This is a genomic window from Pseudomonas coleopterorum (genome assembly GCF_900105555.1).
GTDB classification, from domain to species: Bacteria; Pseudomonadota; Gammaproteobacteria; order Pseudomonadales; family Pseudomonadaceae; genus Aquipseudomonas; species Aquipseudomonas coleopterorum.
The window spans coordinates 2314784-2330873 of the sequence record NZ_FNTZ01000001.1; the positions used below are offsets into that span (position 1 = coordinate 2314784).

At 62.5% G+C, this 16090-nt stretch carries 20 protein-coding genes and 1 tRNA gene; 8 read left to right on the plus strand and 13 right to left on the minus strand.

From position 1 onward, the window contains the following. From BLV18_RS10365 to BLV18_RS10385, 5 genes are all read right to left on the minus strand, one after another. A complete protein-coding gene (locus BLV18_RS10365; RefSeq protein ID WP_090358297.1) occupies positions 1–648 on the minus strand; it encodes a glycosyltransferase family 2 protein in 648 nt (215 codons plus the stop codon). A gap of 107 nt (positions 649–755) precedes the next feature. Next, positions 756–1901 (minus strand): PQQ-dependent sugar dehydrogenase, encoded by a 1146-nt coding sequence (locus BLV18_RS10370; RefSeq protein ID WP_090358300.1) that lies wholly within the window; start codon positions 1899–1901, stop codon positions 756–758. 32 nt (positions 1902–1933) lie between these two features. Next, positions 1934–2266, minus strand: coding sequence for a hypothetical protein (locus tag BLV18_RS10375; RefSeq protein ID WP_425272624.1), 333 nt, complete (start codon positions 2264–2266; stop codon positions 1934–1936). A gap of 125 nt (positions 2267–2391) precedes the next feature. Then, the gene (locus BLV18_RS10380) at positions 2392–2883 is read right to left on the minus strand and encodes a GFA family protein (protein ID WP_090358302.1); all 492 of its coding nucleotides are present in this window, start codon (positions 2881–2883) and stop codon (positions 2392–2394) included. A gap of 72 nt (positions 2884–2955) precedes the next feature. Next, the gene (locus tag BLV18_RS10385; protein ID WP_056842722.1) at positions 2956–4107 is read right to left on the minus strand and encodes an MFS transporter; all 1152 of its coding nucleotides are present in this window, start codon (positions 4105–4107) and stop codon (positions 2956–2958) included. 170 nt (positions 4108–4277) lie between these two features. Here BLV18_RS10385 and BLV18_RS10390 point away from each other — a divergent pair, with 170 nt between their 5' ends. Then, positions 4278–6311, plus strand: a complete 2034-nt coding sequence (locus BLV18_RS10390) for a mechanosensitive ion channel family protein (protein WP_244156842.1) — start codon at positions 4278–4280, stop codon at positions 6309–6311. A gap of 63 nt (positions 6312–6374) precedes the next feature. Here BLV18_RS10390 and BLV18_RS10395 read toward each other — a convergent pair whose 3' ends face one another. The 4 genes from BLV18_RS10395 to BLV18_RS10410 are packed head-to-tail and all read right to left on the minus strand — an operon-like array spanning position 6375 to position 10087. Beyond that, positions 6375–7376, minus strand: coding sequence for an ABC transporter substrate-binding protein (locus BLV18_RS10395; protein ID WP_090358304.1), 1002 nt, complete (start codon positions 7374–7376; stop codon positions 6375–6377). A 29-nt stretch (positions 7377–7405) separates the two neighbouring features. Then, positions 7406–8272: an ABC transporter permease gene (locus BLV18_RS10400; protein WP_090358306.1), complete on the minus strand. Its 867-nt coding sequence runs from the start codon at positions 8270–8272 to the stop codon at positions 7406–7408. Between the two features lie 38 nt (positions 8273–8310). Further along, positions 8311–9192, minus strand: coding sequence for an ABC transporter ATP-binding protein (locus BLV18_RS10405; RefSeq protein WP_090358309.1), 882 nt, complete (start codon positions 9190–9192; stop codon positions 8311–8313). 13 nt (positions 9193–9205) lie between these two features. Further along, positions 9206–10087, minus strand: a complete 882-nt coding sequence (locus tag BLV18_RS10410; protein WP_090358312.1) for a TauD/TfdA dioxygenase family protein — start codon at positions 10085–10087, stop codon at positions 9206–9208. A gap of 279 nt (positions 10088–10366) precedes the next feature. Here BLV18_RS10410 and BLV18_RS10415 point away from each other — a divergent pair, with 279 nt between their 5' ends. Both BLV18_RS10415 and BLV18_RS10420 read left to right on the plus strand, forming a co-directional pair. Continuing rightward, positions 10367–10609 carry a DUF1654 domain-containing protein gene (locus BLV18_RS10415; RefSeq protein ID WP_049859571.1) on the plus strand — a complete coding sequence of 81 codons (243 nt, stop codon included), beginning with the start codon at positions 10367–10369 and terminating at the stop codon, positions 10607–10609. A gap of 4 nt (positions 10610–10613) precedes the next feature. Then, positions 10614–11303 (plus strand): endonuclease, encoded by a 690-nt coding sequence (locus tag BLV18_RS10420; protein ID WP_090358313.1) that lies wholly within the window; start codon positions 10614–10616, stop codon positions 11301–11303. A gap of 28 nt (positions 11304–11331) precedes the next feature. Here the strand turns inward: BLV18_RS10420 and BLV18_RS10425 are convergent, their stop codons facing one another. Next, positions 11332–11904 carry an SPOR domain-containing protein gene (locus tag BLV18_RS10425; protein ID WP_056842726.1) on the minus strand — a complete coding sequence of 191 codons (573 nt, stop codon included), beginning with the start codon at positions 11902–11904 and terminating at the stop codon, positions 11332–11334. 141 nt (positions 11905–12045) lie between these two features. Here BLV18_RS10425 and BLV18_RS10430 point away from each other — a divergent pair, with 141 nt between their 5' ends. Both BLV18_RS10430 and BLV18_RS22350 read left to right on the plus strand, forming a co-directional pair. Next, positions 12046–12342 (plus strand): DUF6388 family protein, encoded by a 297-nt coding sequence (locus BLV18_RS10430; protein WP_090358316.1) that lies wholly within the window; start codon positions 12046–12048, stop codon positions 12340–12342. 87 nt (positions 12343–12429) lie between these two features. Continuing rightward, positions 12430–12603 carry a hypothetical protein gene (locus BLV18_RS22350; protein WP_161804287.1) on the plus strand — a complete coding sequence of 58 codons (174 nt, stop codon included), beginning with the start codon at positions 12430–12432 and terminating at the stop codon, positions 12601–12603. 4 nt (positions 12604–12607) lie between these two features. Here the strand turns inward: BLV18_RS22350 and BLV18_RS22600 are convergent, their stop codons facing one another. Further along, on the minus strand, positions 12608–12736 hold the full coding sequence (locus BLV18_RS22600) for a hypothetical protein (protein ID WP_274604603.1): 129 nt from the start codon (positions 12734–12736) through the stop codon (positions 12608–12610). A gap of 165 nt (positions 12737–12901) precedes the next feature. On the opposite strand from BLV18_RS22600, the gene BLV18_RS10435 reads away from it, so the two are divergent. Together BLV18_RS10435 and BLV18_RS10440 are read left to right on the plus strand one after the other, a co-directional pair. Then, positions 12902–13135, plus strand: a complete 234-nt coding sequence (locus tag BLV18_RS10435) for a DUF6555 family protein (protein ID WP_056842728.1) — start codon at positions 12902–12904, stop codon at positions 13133–13135. Positions 13136–13197: 62 nt separating this feature from the next. Beyond that, positions 13198–13404, plus strand: a complete 207-nt coding sequence (locus BLV18_RS10440; protein WP_090358320.1) for a hypothetical protein — start codon at positions 13198–13200, stop codon at positions 13402–13404. A 63-nt stretch (positions 13405–13467) separates the two neighbouring features. On the opposite strand, the gene BLV18_RS10445 is transcribed toward BLV18_RS10440, so the two are convergent. Further along, positions 13468–13544, minus strand: a tRNA-Val gene (locus BLV18_RS10445). A gap of 172 nt (positions 13545–13716) precedes the next feature. On the opposite strand from BLV18_RS10445, the gene BLV18_RS10450 reads away from it, so the two are divergent. Beyond that, positions 13717–15000, plus strand: a complete 1284-nt coding sequence (locus BLV18_RS10450; RefSeq protein ID WP_090358322.1) for an NAD(P)/FAD-dependent oxidoreductase — start codon at positions 13717–13719, stop codon at positions 14998–15000. A 375-nt stretch (positions 15001–15375) separates the two neighbouring features. On the opposite strand, the gene BLV18_RS10455 is transcribed toward BLV18_RS10450, so the two are convergent. Beyond that, entirely contained in the window at positions 15376–16047 is a 672-nt protein-coding gene (locus BLV18_RS10455) for a peptidase C39 family protein (RefSeq protein ID WP_090358325.1), read from the minus strand. Positions 16048–16090 lie beyond the last annotated feature (43 nt).

A 16090-nucleotide genomic window follows, 5' to 3' on the forward strand; every position in this document is an offset into this window, starting at 1 on the left:
TCAGAACCCACTGACCTTGCTCAATGCCGGAAGCCGCACCGGCTCGCCATAACCACTGCCAACCGGTGTACCACGCCTCACACGCACCGAACCACTCCAGGCGATACGCCGACCACTGGATTCAATCTGACGAATCAGCTGCACCTCATCCTGCCCCGCCTTGAGCCCGCCCGCCTCCGCATAGGCTGCGGCACTGATGCCCAGGTTCGCACCATGAACACTGGGCCGCGGCTCGTCAAAGGCAATGGACCGTCGGCGACGCTGGCCGGCAACTGCCTTCAACATGCCCGGTTCGAGGTCCACGCGACCACAGACCGCATCCACCCGGTACGCCAACTGAGCCGCCAGCCAGTCATCGGGAACGCGAGCGTCGGCCTCGGTCCAGGCCAGCCAACGCGCTCCAGCCTGGACCAGATGAGCAGCGCCCGCCGCCCGGGCAGTGACTTTGCTGCCAGCGCCAATATCGATCAACCGCACCGGGTAGCGCTGGGCAATGTCCCGCGACCGATCGCTGCAGTTATCCAACACCACGACGATACGGACCAGCTCGGTGCACAAGGTGCCATGCTCGGCGGCCAGCATGACCGATTGCAGGCATCGGTCCAGGCTGGCCTGCTTGTTGTGCACGGGTATGATGACGCCGATCATGCTGAACCTCTTGAGACCATGAAATCGCCAGGACCCTGCAAGTCGTTGACCAGCAATCGACTCGAAGATGGCCCAGAGGTTTCACGGCGTCGATCAAATGAGCCGATTCATTCCAGGCCGATCTTCAGCAATTCCCCTTCGTCGTCATCGGTCAGCACGTAGAGATAGCCGTCGGGACCCTGACGCACGTCGCGGATACGCTCGCCGCGCTCGCCCAGCAGACGCTCTTCGTGCACCACCTTGTCGTCTTCGAACTGCAGGCGGATCAGGTCTTCGGACGCTAGCCCACCGATGAACAGGTTGTGATTCCAGCGCTTGAACTTGTCATTGTCATAGAACGCCATGCCGCTGATGGCCGGCGACTTCTCCCAGACATGGTAGGGATCGGTGATGCCCGGACCGGTTTTCCCTTTCGCTTCGGGAATCGGCTCGCCGGAATAGTTGATGCCGTGGGTGTAGAGCGGCCAGCCGTAATTGGCCCCCTTCTCGATGATGTTCAGCTCATCGCCACCCTTGGCGCCGTGCTCATGTGTCCACAGGGTGCCTGTCCACGGGTTCAAGGCCGCCCCCTGCTGGTTGCGGTGGCCGAACGACCAGATTTCCGGGCGCACGTTTTTCTGCCCTACGAAAGGGTTGTCCTTGGGCACCTTGCCGTCGGGGAAGATACGCACAACCTTGCCCTGCAGCTTGTCCAGATCCTGGGAAGTCGAGCGCTCGTTGTTTTCACCCAAGGCGATGAACAGATAGCCGTCGCGGTCGAACACCAGCCGCGAACCGAAATGGTTGCCAACCGACAGCTTGGGCTCCTGACGGAAGATCGTGGTGAAGTTTTCCAGGTGAGTCAGGTCCTCGGACAACCGGCCGCGCCCCACTGCCGTACCCCCCTTGCCGTCCTCACCCTGCTCGGCATACGACAGATAAACCATGCGGTCAGCCTTGAAGTCGGGCGACAGCACCACGTCGAGCAGCCCGCCCTGGTTCTTCGCCCATACCTGCGGCACGCCGCTGATGGGCGACGAAATCTTGCCTTCGGCGCTGACCACGCGCAGATCACCTGGTTTTTCGGTCACCAGCATGCCTTTGTTGTCCGGCAAGAACGCCAGAGCCCAGGGGTATTTGAGGCCTTCGGCAACGGTAGTGACCGTCACCTGGCCCAGTTCGCTCTGATAGGTTTTCACCGTGGCGGCCGAAGCGGCCATTCCATACAGGGCAAGGCCGGCGAAGGCTGAGGCGAACAGGGTTTTCTGCAACATAGGGCTTATCCTTCAGCGGAAAAAAAGAGGAATCACCGCGTGCCAGGCGCAGTGCGGGGTTGCTGGGTGCCGTTGGCTGGCCGGCGCAGGTTGTCGCCGTTGCCGATGCCGCGATTTTCCAGCGTCGGCGGCCGCGGGTTATCGGTGCGCGGTGTCGGCTGGCGCGGCTGCGGATTGGGCGCAGTGGTGCCTTGCCGACTGTTGGGGTTGATCCGTCGGATCGGGCTGTTATAGGGGTTGGAGGCGTCGTTTGCAGCCAGGCTGATAGGCTGGCGTAGCGGCGCGTGTGCAGCTGCCACGTCGGCCAAGGCCGAATGGGACAGCATCGCGCCAAGAAGAATGGTCGCCAATAGGGACAACTTCATGAATGGCGTGTCCTCGATCACGGTGGGTTCAGGCCTTTGAGGCCGAATCGTCCTCGGCGTTCGCCGCGCCATGGCCTGACGACACCCCCGAGGTGATTCACCATGTTTCCGAACGGCCCGCGGGCTCAGTCCTGAGTCAAGCCGAGCCGCTCGTGCCATTGAGCCAACGATTCGTCAGGATACTGCTGGAATTGCCGGTCATTCCTGCCGGCTTCCACCTCAACCCACCCTGCCTTGGAGTCCAGCAGCAAGTGAGTGTGCTCCGGCGGCACGGGCAACTCGCTGTCGATGGCGCTGGCAAAGGGATGCACCAGCTCCGGCCAGGCCGGATCGAACAGCCACAAGGCACTGCCGCACAGATGACAGAAATGCCGTTCGGCGGTGCTGGCGTGAGTGCCAGTGCCGTCTTCGTCGGGCATCCGGGCGTGGTAGACGGTGATGTGGCTGCGGCCCTGCACATTGAGGCTCGCGGCCTCGCCCCCCAGGTTGATTGCGTAGCCACCGCCGCCCTGGGTCTTGCGGCAGACCGAACAGTAGCAACGCTGATAAGGATAAGGGTGGGCGCTGTGCAGGCTGAAGGTGACGGCACCGCAGTGACAGGATCCGTGCAATTGCATGGCTGAACTCCGTATCGAATGACCATGAAGGGTCGACTGGACCCCGTTCAGCGTAGACCCTGCACGGTCGCTTCAGTTTCGCAGGTAGCGCCCGCTGGCGGCGACGAACAGCAGCAGCACGATCAGCACGCCCAGCGCGATCGACAGGCTGCTGCCGTGGGCGACGAAGCCGATGAACGCCGGCCCTACCAGAATCCCCGCATACCCCAGCGAGGTCATGGCCGGGATGGCCGCGCTCTGCGGCATGGTGGTCTGCCGGCCGACAGCGGTGAACAGCACCGGGACAATGTTCGAGCAGCCGGCGCCGATCAGCGCATAACCCAGCAACGCCGCAGGCCAGGCCGGGATGGCGAGCGACAGGGCCAGTCCGGCAGCGGCGCAGAGCCCGCCGAACAAGGTGACCCGCGCTCCACCGAAGCGAGCGACGATCCTGTCGCCGGTCAGACGGCCGATGGTCATGGCAGTGGCGAACGCCGCATAGCCAAGTCCGGCATAGGCCGGTTGCATGTCCCGCTCGGAGACCAGGAATACTGCGCTCCAGTCGAGCATCGCGCCCTCGGTGAGAAAGACGATGAAGCACAGCGCACCGAGAAACAGCACGATGCCGCGCGGCATGGCGAACAACGGGCCGTCGCTTTCGTTGCCGTAGGGCAGCAGGTGGGGTGCGGCCTTGAATACCGCCAGCAGGGTCACTGCCACCACACAGGCCACTGCCAGCAGCGGCGTCAGGCCCAGCGCGAGCAGTGCGGTCATGCCGCCGGCCCCGAGTATGCCACCGACGCTGAACAGGCCATGGAAGCCCGACATCATCGGTCGGCCGCTGGCCTTCTCGACCAGCACTGCCTGGATATTCATGGCGCAGTCGATGGCCCCCATCCCTGCGCCGAACAGCAACACCGCACCGATCAACAGCGGCAGGGTCCCGGCAGTGGCCAGCAGGGGCAACATCAGGCAGATCAGCACGCCGGCACCGACGATGACACGTCGGCAACCCCAGCGGGCGCACAGATAACCGGACAACGGCATGGCCAGAATCGAACCGGCCCCCAGGCCCAGCAACAGCAACCCCAGGCTGCCATCGCTGAGTTCGGCCCGCGCCTTGGCCAAGGGCACCAGCGGGGCCCAGGCAGCCATGGCGAAGCCGGCAATGAAGAAAGCGATACGGGTGGAAAACTGCTCTCGCCGCCCAGGTGCGGCGGTGGCATAGGTGCTGCTCGACGACATGATCAAAGCCTTGGATGAGAAACGTATGAACGGTAGCAGACCCGACCTGAACACATGGCGGATGCTCCAAATGCAAGATGAACAATCCCGACAAATGCCGCCAATCGGCGAACTTGCCCGGCAAAATTCAATCAGTGACTGGTGTACCGACCAATAGAGCGACCCGCATTGTGTTCAGTTCCCGCGCCAGATTCACCCTCTTCCTGCTGTCAGTGCTGCTGAGTTTCAGCCTGCAGGCCTCCGAAGCACCCGCAGCCGATGCACCCAACGAAGACCCCGCGCCACTGGTGCAGGGAGGTCTACTGGGCGCCCTGAGCAACGGCATCGATGATGTGCAGAAAAAGCTAGATCTGGACGAGCACGTGCTCGACACCTGGCGCTTGCGCACCGACCGCGCCGCCAGCGAGGTCGACACGCTGATCAATCGGCATTCACGCTCGGCGCTGGACCTGGCGACCGATTTCATCCTGCTGTCGGTGTGCTGGATGGCCACGTTTCTGGCCGTGCATTTCCTCGGACGCTTCATCGTCGCGCGCAGCGCACGCCGCCGATTCGTCCGGGAACGTCCCCGCCTGCACAACTTGCTGGGCTATATCCTGCCCTTCACCCTTGCGGCCATCGTCGCACTGCCGGTGACGCTGTACGCCAGTCATTCCCTGGACATGTCCATCGCCCGCGCCATCGGCATGTCGCTGGCCTACGCCACCAGCAGCGGCATTTTCTCGACGTCGGTGATCATGTGCGTGATCACCCTGTTCGACAGCGGACACAAGCGCGCTGCCGTCGGCGCCTTGCGACGCTATGCGCCACGGCCGCTGTTCATGATCGGCTTTCTTGCCGCCCTCAGCGATGCACTGACCAGCCCGCAGATCGCTCGGCAACTGGGGACCAATTTCACTGCCAGCCTGGCGGTGGTCGCCGGCCTGTTCGCCACCCTCTCGTTCGCCGTATTGGTGGTACGCATGCGCCGGCCGGTGGCTCACCTGATCCGCAACCGGCCACTGCCGCAGCGTCTTCAGCATCGTGCGGTGCAGGAATCGCTGCGGCTGTTCTCATCCCTGTGGTACCTGCCTATCCTGCTGATGATCCTGGTGTCGGCGGTGCATTTGATCGGTGCGGGCGAGGAAAGCCAGAAAGCCTTGCAGAATGCGTTGCTGACCACGGTCCTGCTGATCGCCACGGTGTTTCTCAGCACGGTCATGCAGCACCTGTTCAAGCCCCCCGCCACGGCCACGCCGCGCCTGCGTCCCTATAAAGAGCTGCTGCGCAGCCTGGGGCACGCGGTGGCACGCATCGCCATGGCCATCGCCTTCATCGAGCTGCTGGGGCGGATCTGGGGCGTGTCGATGCTGGAGTTCGCCGCGCGCAACAGCATGGGCCGCGCCATCAGTGATTCGCTGAGCAGCATCGGCTTGATCCTGCTGGTCACCTGGCTGCTGTGGGTGGTGCTGGACACCGCCATTCAAGAGGCGCTGAAGCCCTCGGTGGGCAAGCGTGCCACGCGTCAGCCGAGCACGCGGGTGTTGACCATCCTGCCGATGCTGCGCAACGCGATCAAAATCATCCTGCTGGTGATCTGCACCATCACCACCATGGCCAACCTGGGCATCAACGTCGCGCCGCTGCTGGCCGGTGCCGGGGTGGTCGGCCTGGCCATCGGCTTCGGCTCGCAACAGTTGGTGCAGGATGTCATCACCGGGTTGTTCATTCTCATCGAAGACACCATCGCCATCGGCGACTGGGTGGTGCTCGATTCCGGGCATGCGGGCACCGTGGAGAGCCTGACCATCCGCACCCTGCGCCTGCGCGACGGCAAAGGCTTCGTGCATTCGGTGCCGTTCGGCCAGATCAAGGCAGTGACCAACCAGTCCCGGCAGTTCGCCTATGCATTCTTTTCGGTGCAGTTCACCTACGACAGCGACATCGATACGGCCTTGGACCTGATCAAGCAGGCGGGCCAATCGATCGTCGACGACGTGATGCTCAAGCACAACCTGCAGGGGCCGCTGCAGGTGTTCGGGGTGGACAAGATGGACCTCAACGGCATCGTGCTCACTGCGCAGTTCCGCACGGTGTCCGGCGGGCAGTACGGTGTCGGGCGGGCATTCAACGAGCGGCTGAAGAAGCTCGTCGACCAGCACGACAACGTGCGTTTCGCCCAGTACTACCCTGCCCTCGGCCTGCCCGCACCCGCCGCCGTCTGAAACGCAAGACGCCGACGCTCACAGGGCATGTGAGCGTCGGCGTCGATGCTTTCTAAGCAATGATCAGCTGCCGTCGCCGCCGTGCGCTTCTTCGAAGAAGTAGTCCTTCCAGCTCTGCGCCTTGTTCTTCAGCACGCCCAGCTCATGCAGGCGCTCGGCGTAGATGAAGGTGCGTTGCGGCGCCACGGTGAAGTTGATCTCCGGGTCCTCCACGATCTTCTCGACGAACGCCTCGCTCAGGGTGGATTTCTCGACACGGATGTAGGTCTTGGCGGCGGCGACCTTGTCCGCCGTGACGATCTGCGCCGCTTCCACCAGTGCGTCATAGAACGCCTTGTAGGTCTTGGGGTTTTCGTCGTGGAATTTCTGCGTGGTGTACAACACGTTGAAGGTCACCGGGCCACCGAGAATGTCGTAGCTGCTGAGCACCTTGTGCACCTTGGGGTTTTCCAGGGCCTGGTACTGGAACGGCGGGCTGGAGAAATGCGCGCTGATTTCCGAACCGCCAGCGATCAGTGCCGAGGTCGCATCCGGATGGGGAATGCTCACCGAAATGTTGTCGAATTTCTTGAATTCCTTGTCGCCGTACAGCTTGGCCGTTTCCAGCTGCAGGGTCCGTGACTGGAAGCCTACGCCAGCGGCGGGCACCGCGATGCGATCCTTGTCGGTGAAGTCTTTCAAGGTCTTCACGTCTGGGTTGTTGCTGAGCAGGTAGTTGGGCATGGAGCCCAGCGAGGCAATGGCCTTGACGTTCTGCCGGCCCTTGGTCCGATCCCACACGGTGAGCATCGGCGGCACACCGGCCGAGACCACGTCCAACGCACCGGCGAGCAACGCCTCGTTCATTGCGGTGGCGCCGGAAATGCTGTTCCAGTCCACCTCGATATCGATGCCCTGCTGCTTGCCGTGCTTCTCGATCAGGTGCTGGTCACGCACCACATCGAGAATGAGGTAGCCGATGCCGAACTGCTGGGCGATGCTGATCTTGCCTTCGGCGCTGGCCCCACCGGCCAGCAGCGCAGCGGCGAGGCCGCAGGCCAGGGAAAGCTTGTTTGCAAATACCATGTTGAATGCTCTGGACAGGGATTGAGGGATCAGCGCTGCATGCCCCAGCGCTTGATGGTCAGACGTTCGAAGGTGTTGAACAGCAGGTTTTCCACCAGCAGGCCGATCAGGATCACTGCGGCCAGTCCGGCGAACACCTTGTCGGTGTACAGCTCGTTGCGGTTCTGGAAGATGTACCAACCCAGGCCGCCCTTGCCGGACGACGCACCGAACACCAGTTCGGCGGCGATCAAGGTGCGCCAGGCGAACGCCCAGCCGATCTTGAGGCCCGCCAGGATCGACGGCAGCGCCGCCGGTATCAGGATGTACCAGACGAAGCGCAAGCCACGCAGTCCATAGTTGCGCCCGGCCATGCGCTGGGTTTCAGAAACGCCGAGGAAACCGGCGTAGGTGTTCAGGGCCAGGGCCCACAACACCGAATGCACCAGCACGAAGATCAGGCTGTTCTCGCCCAGGCCGAACCACAGCAACGACAGTGGCAACAGGGCAATGGCCGGCAGCGGGTTGAACATGGCGGTCAGCGTGCTGAGCAGGTCGCGCCCCAGCTGGGTCGACACCGCCAGGGTGGTCAAACCGAACGCCAGGACGATGCCGATCAGGTAGCCCTTGATCAGCACGGTCAAGGAAATCCACACCTTGCTCAGCAGTTCGCCACTGGCGATGCCATCGATGAAGGCGTTGGCGGTCTGCAGGAAACTGGGCAGCAGCAGGTCGTTGTTCTGCCAGCGTGCCGCCAGCTCCCAGAGCACGGCCAGGGCGAGCAGGATCACACCCTTGCGCACCCACGCCTGTTGCCAGATGCGCCGAGGCAGGGAAATATCCCGAACGAGTTCGGATTGAGTGAACGGCTCAAGAGCAACTTCGTACTCCTGACGCACGGGTGGGGAAAGGCTCATGGATGTGCTCCGAATGCGGCGAGGTCAGTGCAGCGATATCAATAGGCGATGCGCAAATGCTGGAAATCCACCGGACGATCCATCAGCGGCTCTTCACCTTCGTCGAACAGCAGCCGGTGAATGCGCTGGGCACTGGCCTGGAAATCCACGCCACCCAGGCTGCCCAGGTCGAACTGGTGGCTGTTGATCTCGGCCCGCACCCGGCCCGGATGAGGTGAGAGCAGCAGAATGCGATTGCCCACCACCAAGGCTTCCTCGATGGAGTGGGTGACGAACAGCAAGGTGAAGCGCACTTCCTGCCACAGCTCCAGCAGCTCTTCCTGCATCTTGCGTCGCGTCAGCGCATCGAGTGCGGCGAAGGGCTCGTCCATGAGCAGGATCTTCGGCTGCATGGCCAACGCCCGGGCGATCGCCACCCGCGCTTTCATGCCGCCGGAAAGGGTGTGCGGGTAGGCATCGGCAAAGGCACTCAAGCCGACTTTCTCCAGGTAGTAACGGGCCCGCTCGTTGGCCTCGGCACGCTTGAGCGTGCGCGACGCCAATAGCGGAAACATCACGTTTTCGATCACGGTTTTCCAAGCCGGCAGCTGGTCGAACTCCTGAAACACCACGATCCGGTCGGGGCCCGGCTCTTCGATCCGCTCACCCGCGAGGCGGATCTGACCTTCACTGGGCTTGATGAAACCGGCCACGGCCTTGAGCAAGGTGGATTTGCCGCACCCGGACGGGCCCAGCAAGACGAAGCGATCGGCCCGATCGACTTCGAAGCTGACCTGGTGAGTCGCACGCACCACTCGTTCGGAGGTGCGGTATTCGAGGCTGACGTTCTCTACCTGCAACAGGGTTTCGGGAGTCGCCCGTTGTCCGGTTGCCGAATCGGTCCCAGCGCTGGCCGTGTGGCCTGGCAGTGCAGCGTTCATGCAAGACTCCCTATCAAAACGGCGCATCGCCCTGGATGGTGGTGCGGTACAGCTTGCGCCGCAGGTGGTCCGGGCAGCCGGCCGCGAGGTGAATCAACGAGCGGTTGTCCCAGAAGACCATGTCGTGGGCTTGCCATTGATGCCGATAGACGTTGTCTTCGCGCACGCTGTGGGCATAGAGCTGCTGCCGCAGATCACGGCTTTCGTCTTCCGGAAGGCCGACGATGTGAGTGGTGAACCCTTCACTGACGAACAGGGCCTTGCGGCCGTTTTCCGGATGGGTACGGACCACCGGGTGGGTCACGGTCACAACTTGGGCCAGTTGCTCCGCCGTCAAGGTCGGCCGCCAGTTGGCCGCATTCTTGCCCTCGCTGTAGCGCGCGGTGTACGAGTGCACGGCCTGCCTGCCTTCGACTGCCTCGCGCAAGGCTGATGGAAGAGTGTCCCAGGCTCGATGCATGTCGGCGAACAGGGTGTCGCCGCCCTCGCTGGGCAACTCCTGCGCATGCAACATCGAGCCCAGGCTCGGCAGCTCTTTGTACGACAGGTCCGAGTGCCAATACTTGCCCGCGTCACCCAGCCCGACCGGCTGGCCGTTCTCGACGATGTTGGAAACGATGAGAATCTCCGGGTGCCCGGCCAGCAGAAACTGCTTGAGCACATGGATCTGCAGCACACCGAAACGGCGGCTGAAGTCGATCTGCTGCTGGGGGGTGATGCGCTGGTCGCGAAAGACCACGACGTGATGGTCGAGATGGGCCCGGTGGATGCTGGCGAAATCCTGGTCGTTGAGCGGCAGGCGCAAGTCCAGGCCGATGATTTCGGCCCCGACATGGCCGGCCAACGGACGGATCTCGAAGGACTGACGAGGAATTTCTGAAAGGGCGACGGCCATGTTGTGCTCCGACTCTGGCTATTGAGTACGAGGGAATGGCCGAACTGTAGAGGTATAAGAACGGAATTTTAAATATCGTTATCGAATAACGATATCACTGCCGGGACTTTCGATTCGACGCGACTTGTCGGATGTCTCTGATCGGGCTCAGGTTTTTTCCTGAACACGGAAGAAAAATCGCGAATCCGCTGTCAGAAACCCGCTATTTACCCAGGGCTATTGCGAAACGTCTTACAGTCAAATACTGTACGCACGTACAGCCCATCAAGGAAACGCGTCGTGACCACTGCCACCCCCGCCGCGCCGAGCGCCTATGAACGTCTAGGCGTGCGCATCCAGAAGATCATCAACTCACCCACCGCGCAGAAGTCCCGTGCGGCCCTCATCTTTCGGCTCGAACACGAGAGCGAAGATGACTGGGCGCAAATGCTCGAGGAAATCGCCGAGAACGATAACGTCACCCTTGCCCACCGCGACGACGGTGGCGTGCAGATTTTCTGGGTTGTACCGAAGGAAGATTGATTCAATGATGGTTCGCAGTCTGTTCGTCAGTTTGATGCTGTTCAGTTTCACCGCCCACGCCGATGCCCCGCGTACCTTCAGCGAAGCCAAGAAGATCGCCTGGAAGCTGTACGCGCCACAATCCACGGAGTTCTATTGCGGCTGCAAGTACAGCGGCAACCGCGTGGACCTCGCCGCCTGTGGTTATGTCCCGCGCAAGAATGCCAACCGCGCCGCGCGTATCGAATGGGAACACATCGTGCCCGCCTGGCAGATTGGCCACCAGCGCCAATGCTGGCAGAACGGTGGGCGCAAGAACTGCACCCGCAACGACAAGGTCTATCAGACCGCCGAAGCCGACTTGCACAACCTGGTGCCGAGCATCGGCGAAGTGAACGGCGACCGGAACAATTTCAGCTTCGGCTGGCTGCCCGAACAGCGCGGGCAATACGGTTCGTGCCTGACCCAGGTCGACTTCAAGGCGAAAAAGGTCATGCCACGACCGTCGATCCGCGGCATGATCGCGCGCACCTATCTGTACATGAGCAAGCAGTATGGGCTGCGTCTTTCACGCCAGGACACCCAGCTGTACCAGGCGTGGGACAAGACCTATCCGGTGCAGGTCTGGGAGCGCCAGCGCAACCAGCAGGTGGCCTGTGTGATGGGCCACGGCAACGCGTTCGTCGGGCCGGTGGACCTCAAGGCCTGCAGCTGACGCCGCGGCCCTGAAGTGCACCCTCGCTTCAGGGCGTGTCCGCCTTGCTGAACGGCATCACCACGGACTCGATTCCGCGCGAACCCATCAGACGTGCCCGCTCCTTTTCAGCTTCGGCTTTGCTGTCGAATGGCCCCAGATAGACGATGGTTTCGCCGTCATGCTGGACGAAGCTGGCGACGAAGCCATTTTCCACCAGCCGGGCGGCCATGTCGGTCACCGAGCCCATGTTGCGGCCCGAAACGATACGCACCTCCCATTGCTGCCCCTGCTGCTCGGCGACATCCACTGGCGGCAGCAGCTCCTCGGCACTGCCGCACACCTCGCGCACGCGCGGATCGTTGCCGTCATTGTCGATGACGACCTCGAACTGGTCGCCATGGGGAATCGCCGCGTAGCTGCGGTAAGGTCCGTAGACGCCTTGGGCGTCCTTGCCCTTCACCTGGCCACAGTAGTTGCCCTGGTCGGTGGTGCGCACATTGGTGAAACGCGCCGTCTTGGGGTTCTCCAGCAACTGCGAGACCGCTTCGTGGGCTTTTTCGAACGCCGTGCCGCACCCGGCCAACGTCAGCACTGCCATCACCATCATCAACTTGCGCACGCGTCTACCTCCAGAATTCGAGGCGCAGATTTTATCACCATCCGCCCTCCCCGCGCCCGTCCACCCGTTGACCGTCGCTGACGGGCCGGCGGCGCCATGGCATCATGTCGCTTTATTTCCAACAGTCAGCAGGGCCTAGACATGATCGCCAAAGAAGACCGCAACCAAGCCGCATTGGCGATATTTCTCGATGCACATCCCCAATTGCGCGAAGAGATTCAGGTGCTGAACGCCCGCGAGCAGGCAGAACAGGTGCAGTGGGCGTTCGAGGACGAAGCTCAGGCGCAGGGGCTGGAACCCTGGGAGCTGGCGCTGCAGTTGATTGCTGAAAGTCCGGAAGAACTCAAGGCCATGCGTCTGGAGGTGCATCGGGAAGTGGCCGATGCACTCGGCCTGAGCTGGGAGGATTACTGCGAATTCAACGAAGTCGAACCCTGACATGACCGACGGTCACGGATCGAACAGAACCTGCCCCTCCGGCATGCCTCCAATGCATGACCCCAACGTCAACTTGCGAGGCATGCCATGAATACCGATATCGACCCAATCCCGCTGATCGGCCAGGCCGAGGCCGATCCGCTGGCAGATGACCTGACCAGCGATGGCGCCGCCCTCAACGATGCCGATGACGGCGAGCCCGAGGTGCTTCCGGACGATCCGGACATCGATGGCGCCGATGCCTCGACCGAGCCCAGCTGAAAGCTTACCGACGATCCGGTAATTCGCCATGGCGGCTGTAGGTCAACCCTTCCAGGTCGATCACCATGGCGAACCAGCCGGCAGTGGCCAACAGGACTGCCAGCGCCATGCACGCGATCCATCTGTTCATCATTCTCAAGCATCCTTGCCCAGCTCGAACCGCACTGCGTTCGACGTCCTGTCCATCGTCTCCATCGCCTTCCCGATAACCCGGTCTGATCGATAGTAGTTTTTTGCCATCATGACGGAACTGGCCAATGGCCTGCATGTCTGATGCCCGGTAAAGCGGGAGCATTATATGACAAGCCGGTTCACGGATTACGAGATTCGCTATGTACTCAACGGTGAGTCCCGGCGCTTTCAACAGCGAGACACGCACATGAGCGACGCCGATGCGTGGTACTACGCGGCCTTGCACTCGGGAATCGGACTGGTCTACGGCGGCACCAATGCGGGGGAACATGCCGAGCAGTTGCGCCGCCACGTCGAACGCCGAGGGCTGCGCGATGTGCAATGGCGGCCGTTGAATTGAATCCGCGACATGCAAGGCCGCGCATTGGTAGGCTGCCGTAACACTGCAAGAAGGTGGCCGCGATGTTCCAGCATGATCTATTGGCGTTGCACCTGATCCGCCTGCACCAGCATCAGCAGGCGTACACCGGCGCCCTGGCCGATGTCCGGCGCTGCCTGGATCGACCGGAAACAAACGCGGAGCTTGGCGACTTACTCGCCGAGATTGAAATGCGCGGCGCTCAACTCGAAGCCCTGGTGGAACGCCTCCGGCAACTTTCCGATCGTTGAGCACAAAAAAGGGCGACCCTTTCGGATCGCCCTTTCGTACCGCCCAGCAGAGCGGATTTTGTTTGGTAGGCGCGATTGGACTCGAACCAACGACCCCCACCATGTCAAGGTGGTGCTCTAACCAACTGAGCTACGTGCCTGCTGTGAGGCGGCATTCTACGTAATCGACGCTGCCTGTCAACTCCTTTCTCACGCTAAGCCTATGAAATGCGGAATTATTTTCAGCGCCGGCCGATCCAGTGCGCTGGTGAGCGGCTGGCAACTGCGCTAGCATCCAGACACAGGCGAATTCCACCGAGCCGAGGTTGCCGGATGTCCAGCATGCAGTATCCACCGTCCTTCTATGCCGCTTCCGCCAACGCGGCGCCGCCCCGCCCTGCCCTTCAAGGCGAAGTCGAAGCGGATGTGTGCATCATCGGCGCGGGCTACACCGGATTGTCCAGTGCGCTGTTTCTGCTCGAGCGGGGTTTCAGCGTTTGCGTGCTGGAAGCGGCCAAGGTCGGTTTCGGCGCTTCGGGACGCAACGGCGGCCAGATCGTCAACAGTTACAGCCGGGATCTGGATGTGATCGAGCGCAGCGTCGGCGCTGATCAGGCGCGGCTGCTGGGCGACATGGCCTTCGAGGGTGCGCGGATCATCCGTGAACGGGTGACCCGCTACGGCATCAACTGCGATCTGAAGAATGGCGGTGTGTTCGCGGCGCTTACCGCCAAGCAGCTCAAGCACCTGGAGGCCCAGCAGCGTTTGTGGGAGCGCTACGGCCACACCCAACTGGAACTGCTGGACGAGAAGCGCATCCGCCAAGTTGTGGATTGCGAACAGTACGTAGGCGGTTTGCTCGATGTCAGTGGCGGTCATATCCATCCGCTGAACCTGGCCTTGGGCGAAGCGGCGGCAGTCGAGTCGCTGGGCGGCCGCATTCATGAGCAATCGCCCGCCACACGCATCGAGCGCGGCCCAAGCCCGGTGGTCCATACCGCTCAAGGCAAGGTGCGGGCCAAGTTCGTCATCGTCGCCGGCAACGCCTATCTGGGCGACCTGGTGCCGGAGCTGGCGGCCAAGTCGATGCCGTGTGGCACCCAGGTGATTGCCACGCAGCCCTTGGGCGAGGAGCTGGCGCGCAGTCTGCTGCCGCAGGACTACTGCGTGGAGGACTGCAACTACCTGCTCGACTACTATCGCCTGACGGCCGACAAGCGCCTGATCTTCGGCGGTGGCGTGGTGTATGGCGCGCGAGATCCGGCCAACATCGAGGCGATCATTCGGCCGAAGATGCTCAAGGCGTTCCCGCAGCTGGCGCAGGTGAAGATCGACTACGCCTGGACAGGCAACTTCCTGCTGACCTTGTCGCGCCTGCCCCAGATGGGTCGCCTGGGCGACAACATCTATTACTCTCAAGGCTGTAGCGGGCATGGTGTGACGTACACCCACTTGGCAGGCAAGGTGCTCGCCGAGGCCCTGAGCGGACAGGCCGAGCGCTTCGACGCGTTTGCCGACCTGCCCCATTACCCCTTCCCCGGCGGCCGCGCCCTGGGCGCACCCTTGACCCAACTGGGCGCCTGGTATTACAGCCTGCGCGACCGTCTGGGATTCTGACCCGGACGCGTTCATCCAGGCGCATCGCGAGTGCCGCCGACGCAGCTTGCGCAGCTGCTACGGGATTGCAGCTGATTCCCCTGTAGCAGCGGCGCGAGCCGCGTCCGGGCTAGACGCGTTCATCCAGGCACATCGCGAGTGCCGCCGACGCAGCTTGCGCAGCTGCTACGGGATTGCAGCTGATTCCCCTGTAGCAGCGGCGCGAGCCGCGTCCGGGTTCGACGCGGTCATTCAGGCACACCGCGAGTGCCGCCGATGCAGCTTGCGCAGCTGCTACAGGATTGCAGCTGATTCCCCTGTAGCAGCGGCGCGAGCCGCGTCGGGGTGCATGCGGTCCTTCGGCATGACTGCCGCGGCCTCAAGCGTGGTATGCGGTCACGGGCCAATGGCCTTGCGCGCGCGAGCGGCGGCGGGTTCCTGGCCGGCTGCGGCGGTTTCGCGGGCGGCGTCGAGCCAGCGCTGGCGGTCGACCTGTGCCGGCAACTGGTTGGGCTGCTGAATCAAGATGGCCCAAGACCCTGCACTCTTCCACGCGGACGCAAAGCTGTCGAAATCCATCGGCAGACGCCGGTTCATCCCCGAGCGCAGCAGCACGTGCCGTTTGAACCGGTCGTAGCCCACCAGCAAGGCATAGCGAGGTTGCGACCACAGGAACGAGCCTTCGCTGTAGCGCAACAACACCGGATTGCCCGCCGCCACTTGAGCCAGCAATGCGTTCAGGTGTGGATCGAGTGGATACACCAACAAGCCATATTCACGGGCCACCTGGGTGATGTTCTGTTGCAGGCGATCCGTCTCGCCGGGCAGCTTCAAGGCCGGATCGAGCAGCCCGGGTGTAATGGTAATGCCTTGTTGCGAGAGCATGCTGGCCAGCACCATCGAACCGCTCTGGTTGGCGTTGCCACGATAGAACGGTACGCCATTGAGCTCCACCCGGTCCGCCAGACCCGGTAACGCCGGGCCATTGTTGCTGGCACAGCCGGCCATGCCTGCCATCAGGCTGCAGGCCAACAGCAGCCTGGTCATGACGTTCGATTTACGCAGCATCGTGTTCCTCGGGACTGGGGCGGCGCACAACGTGCCGCGCGAA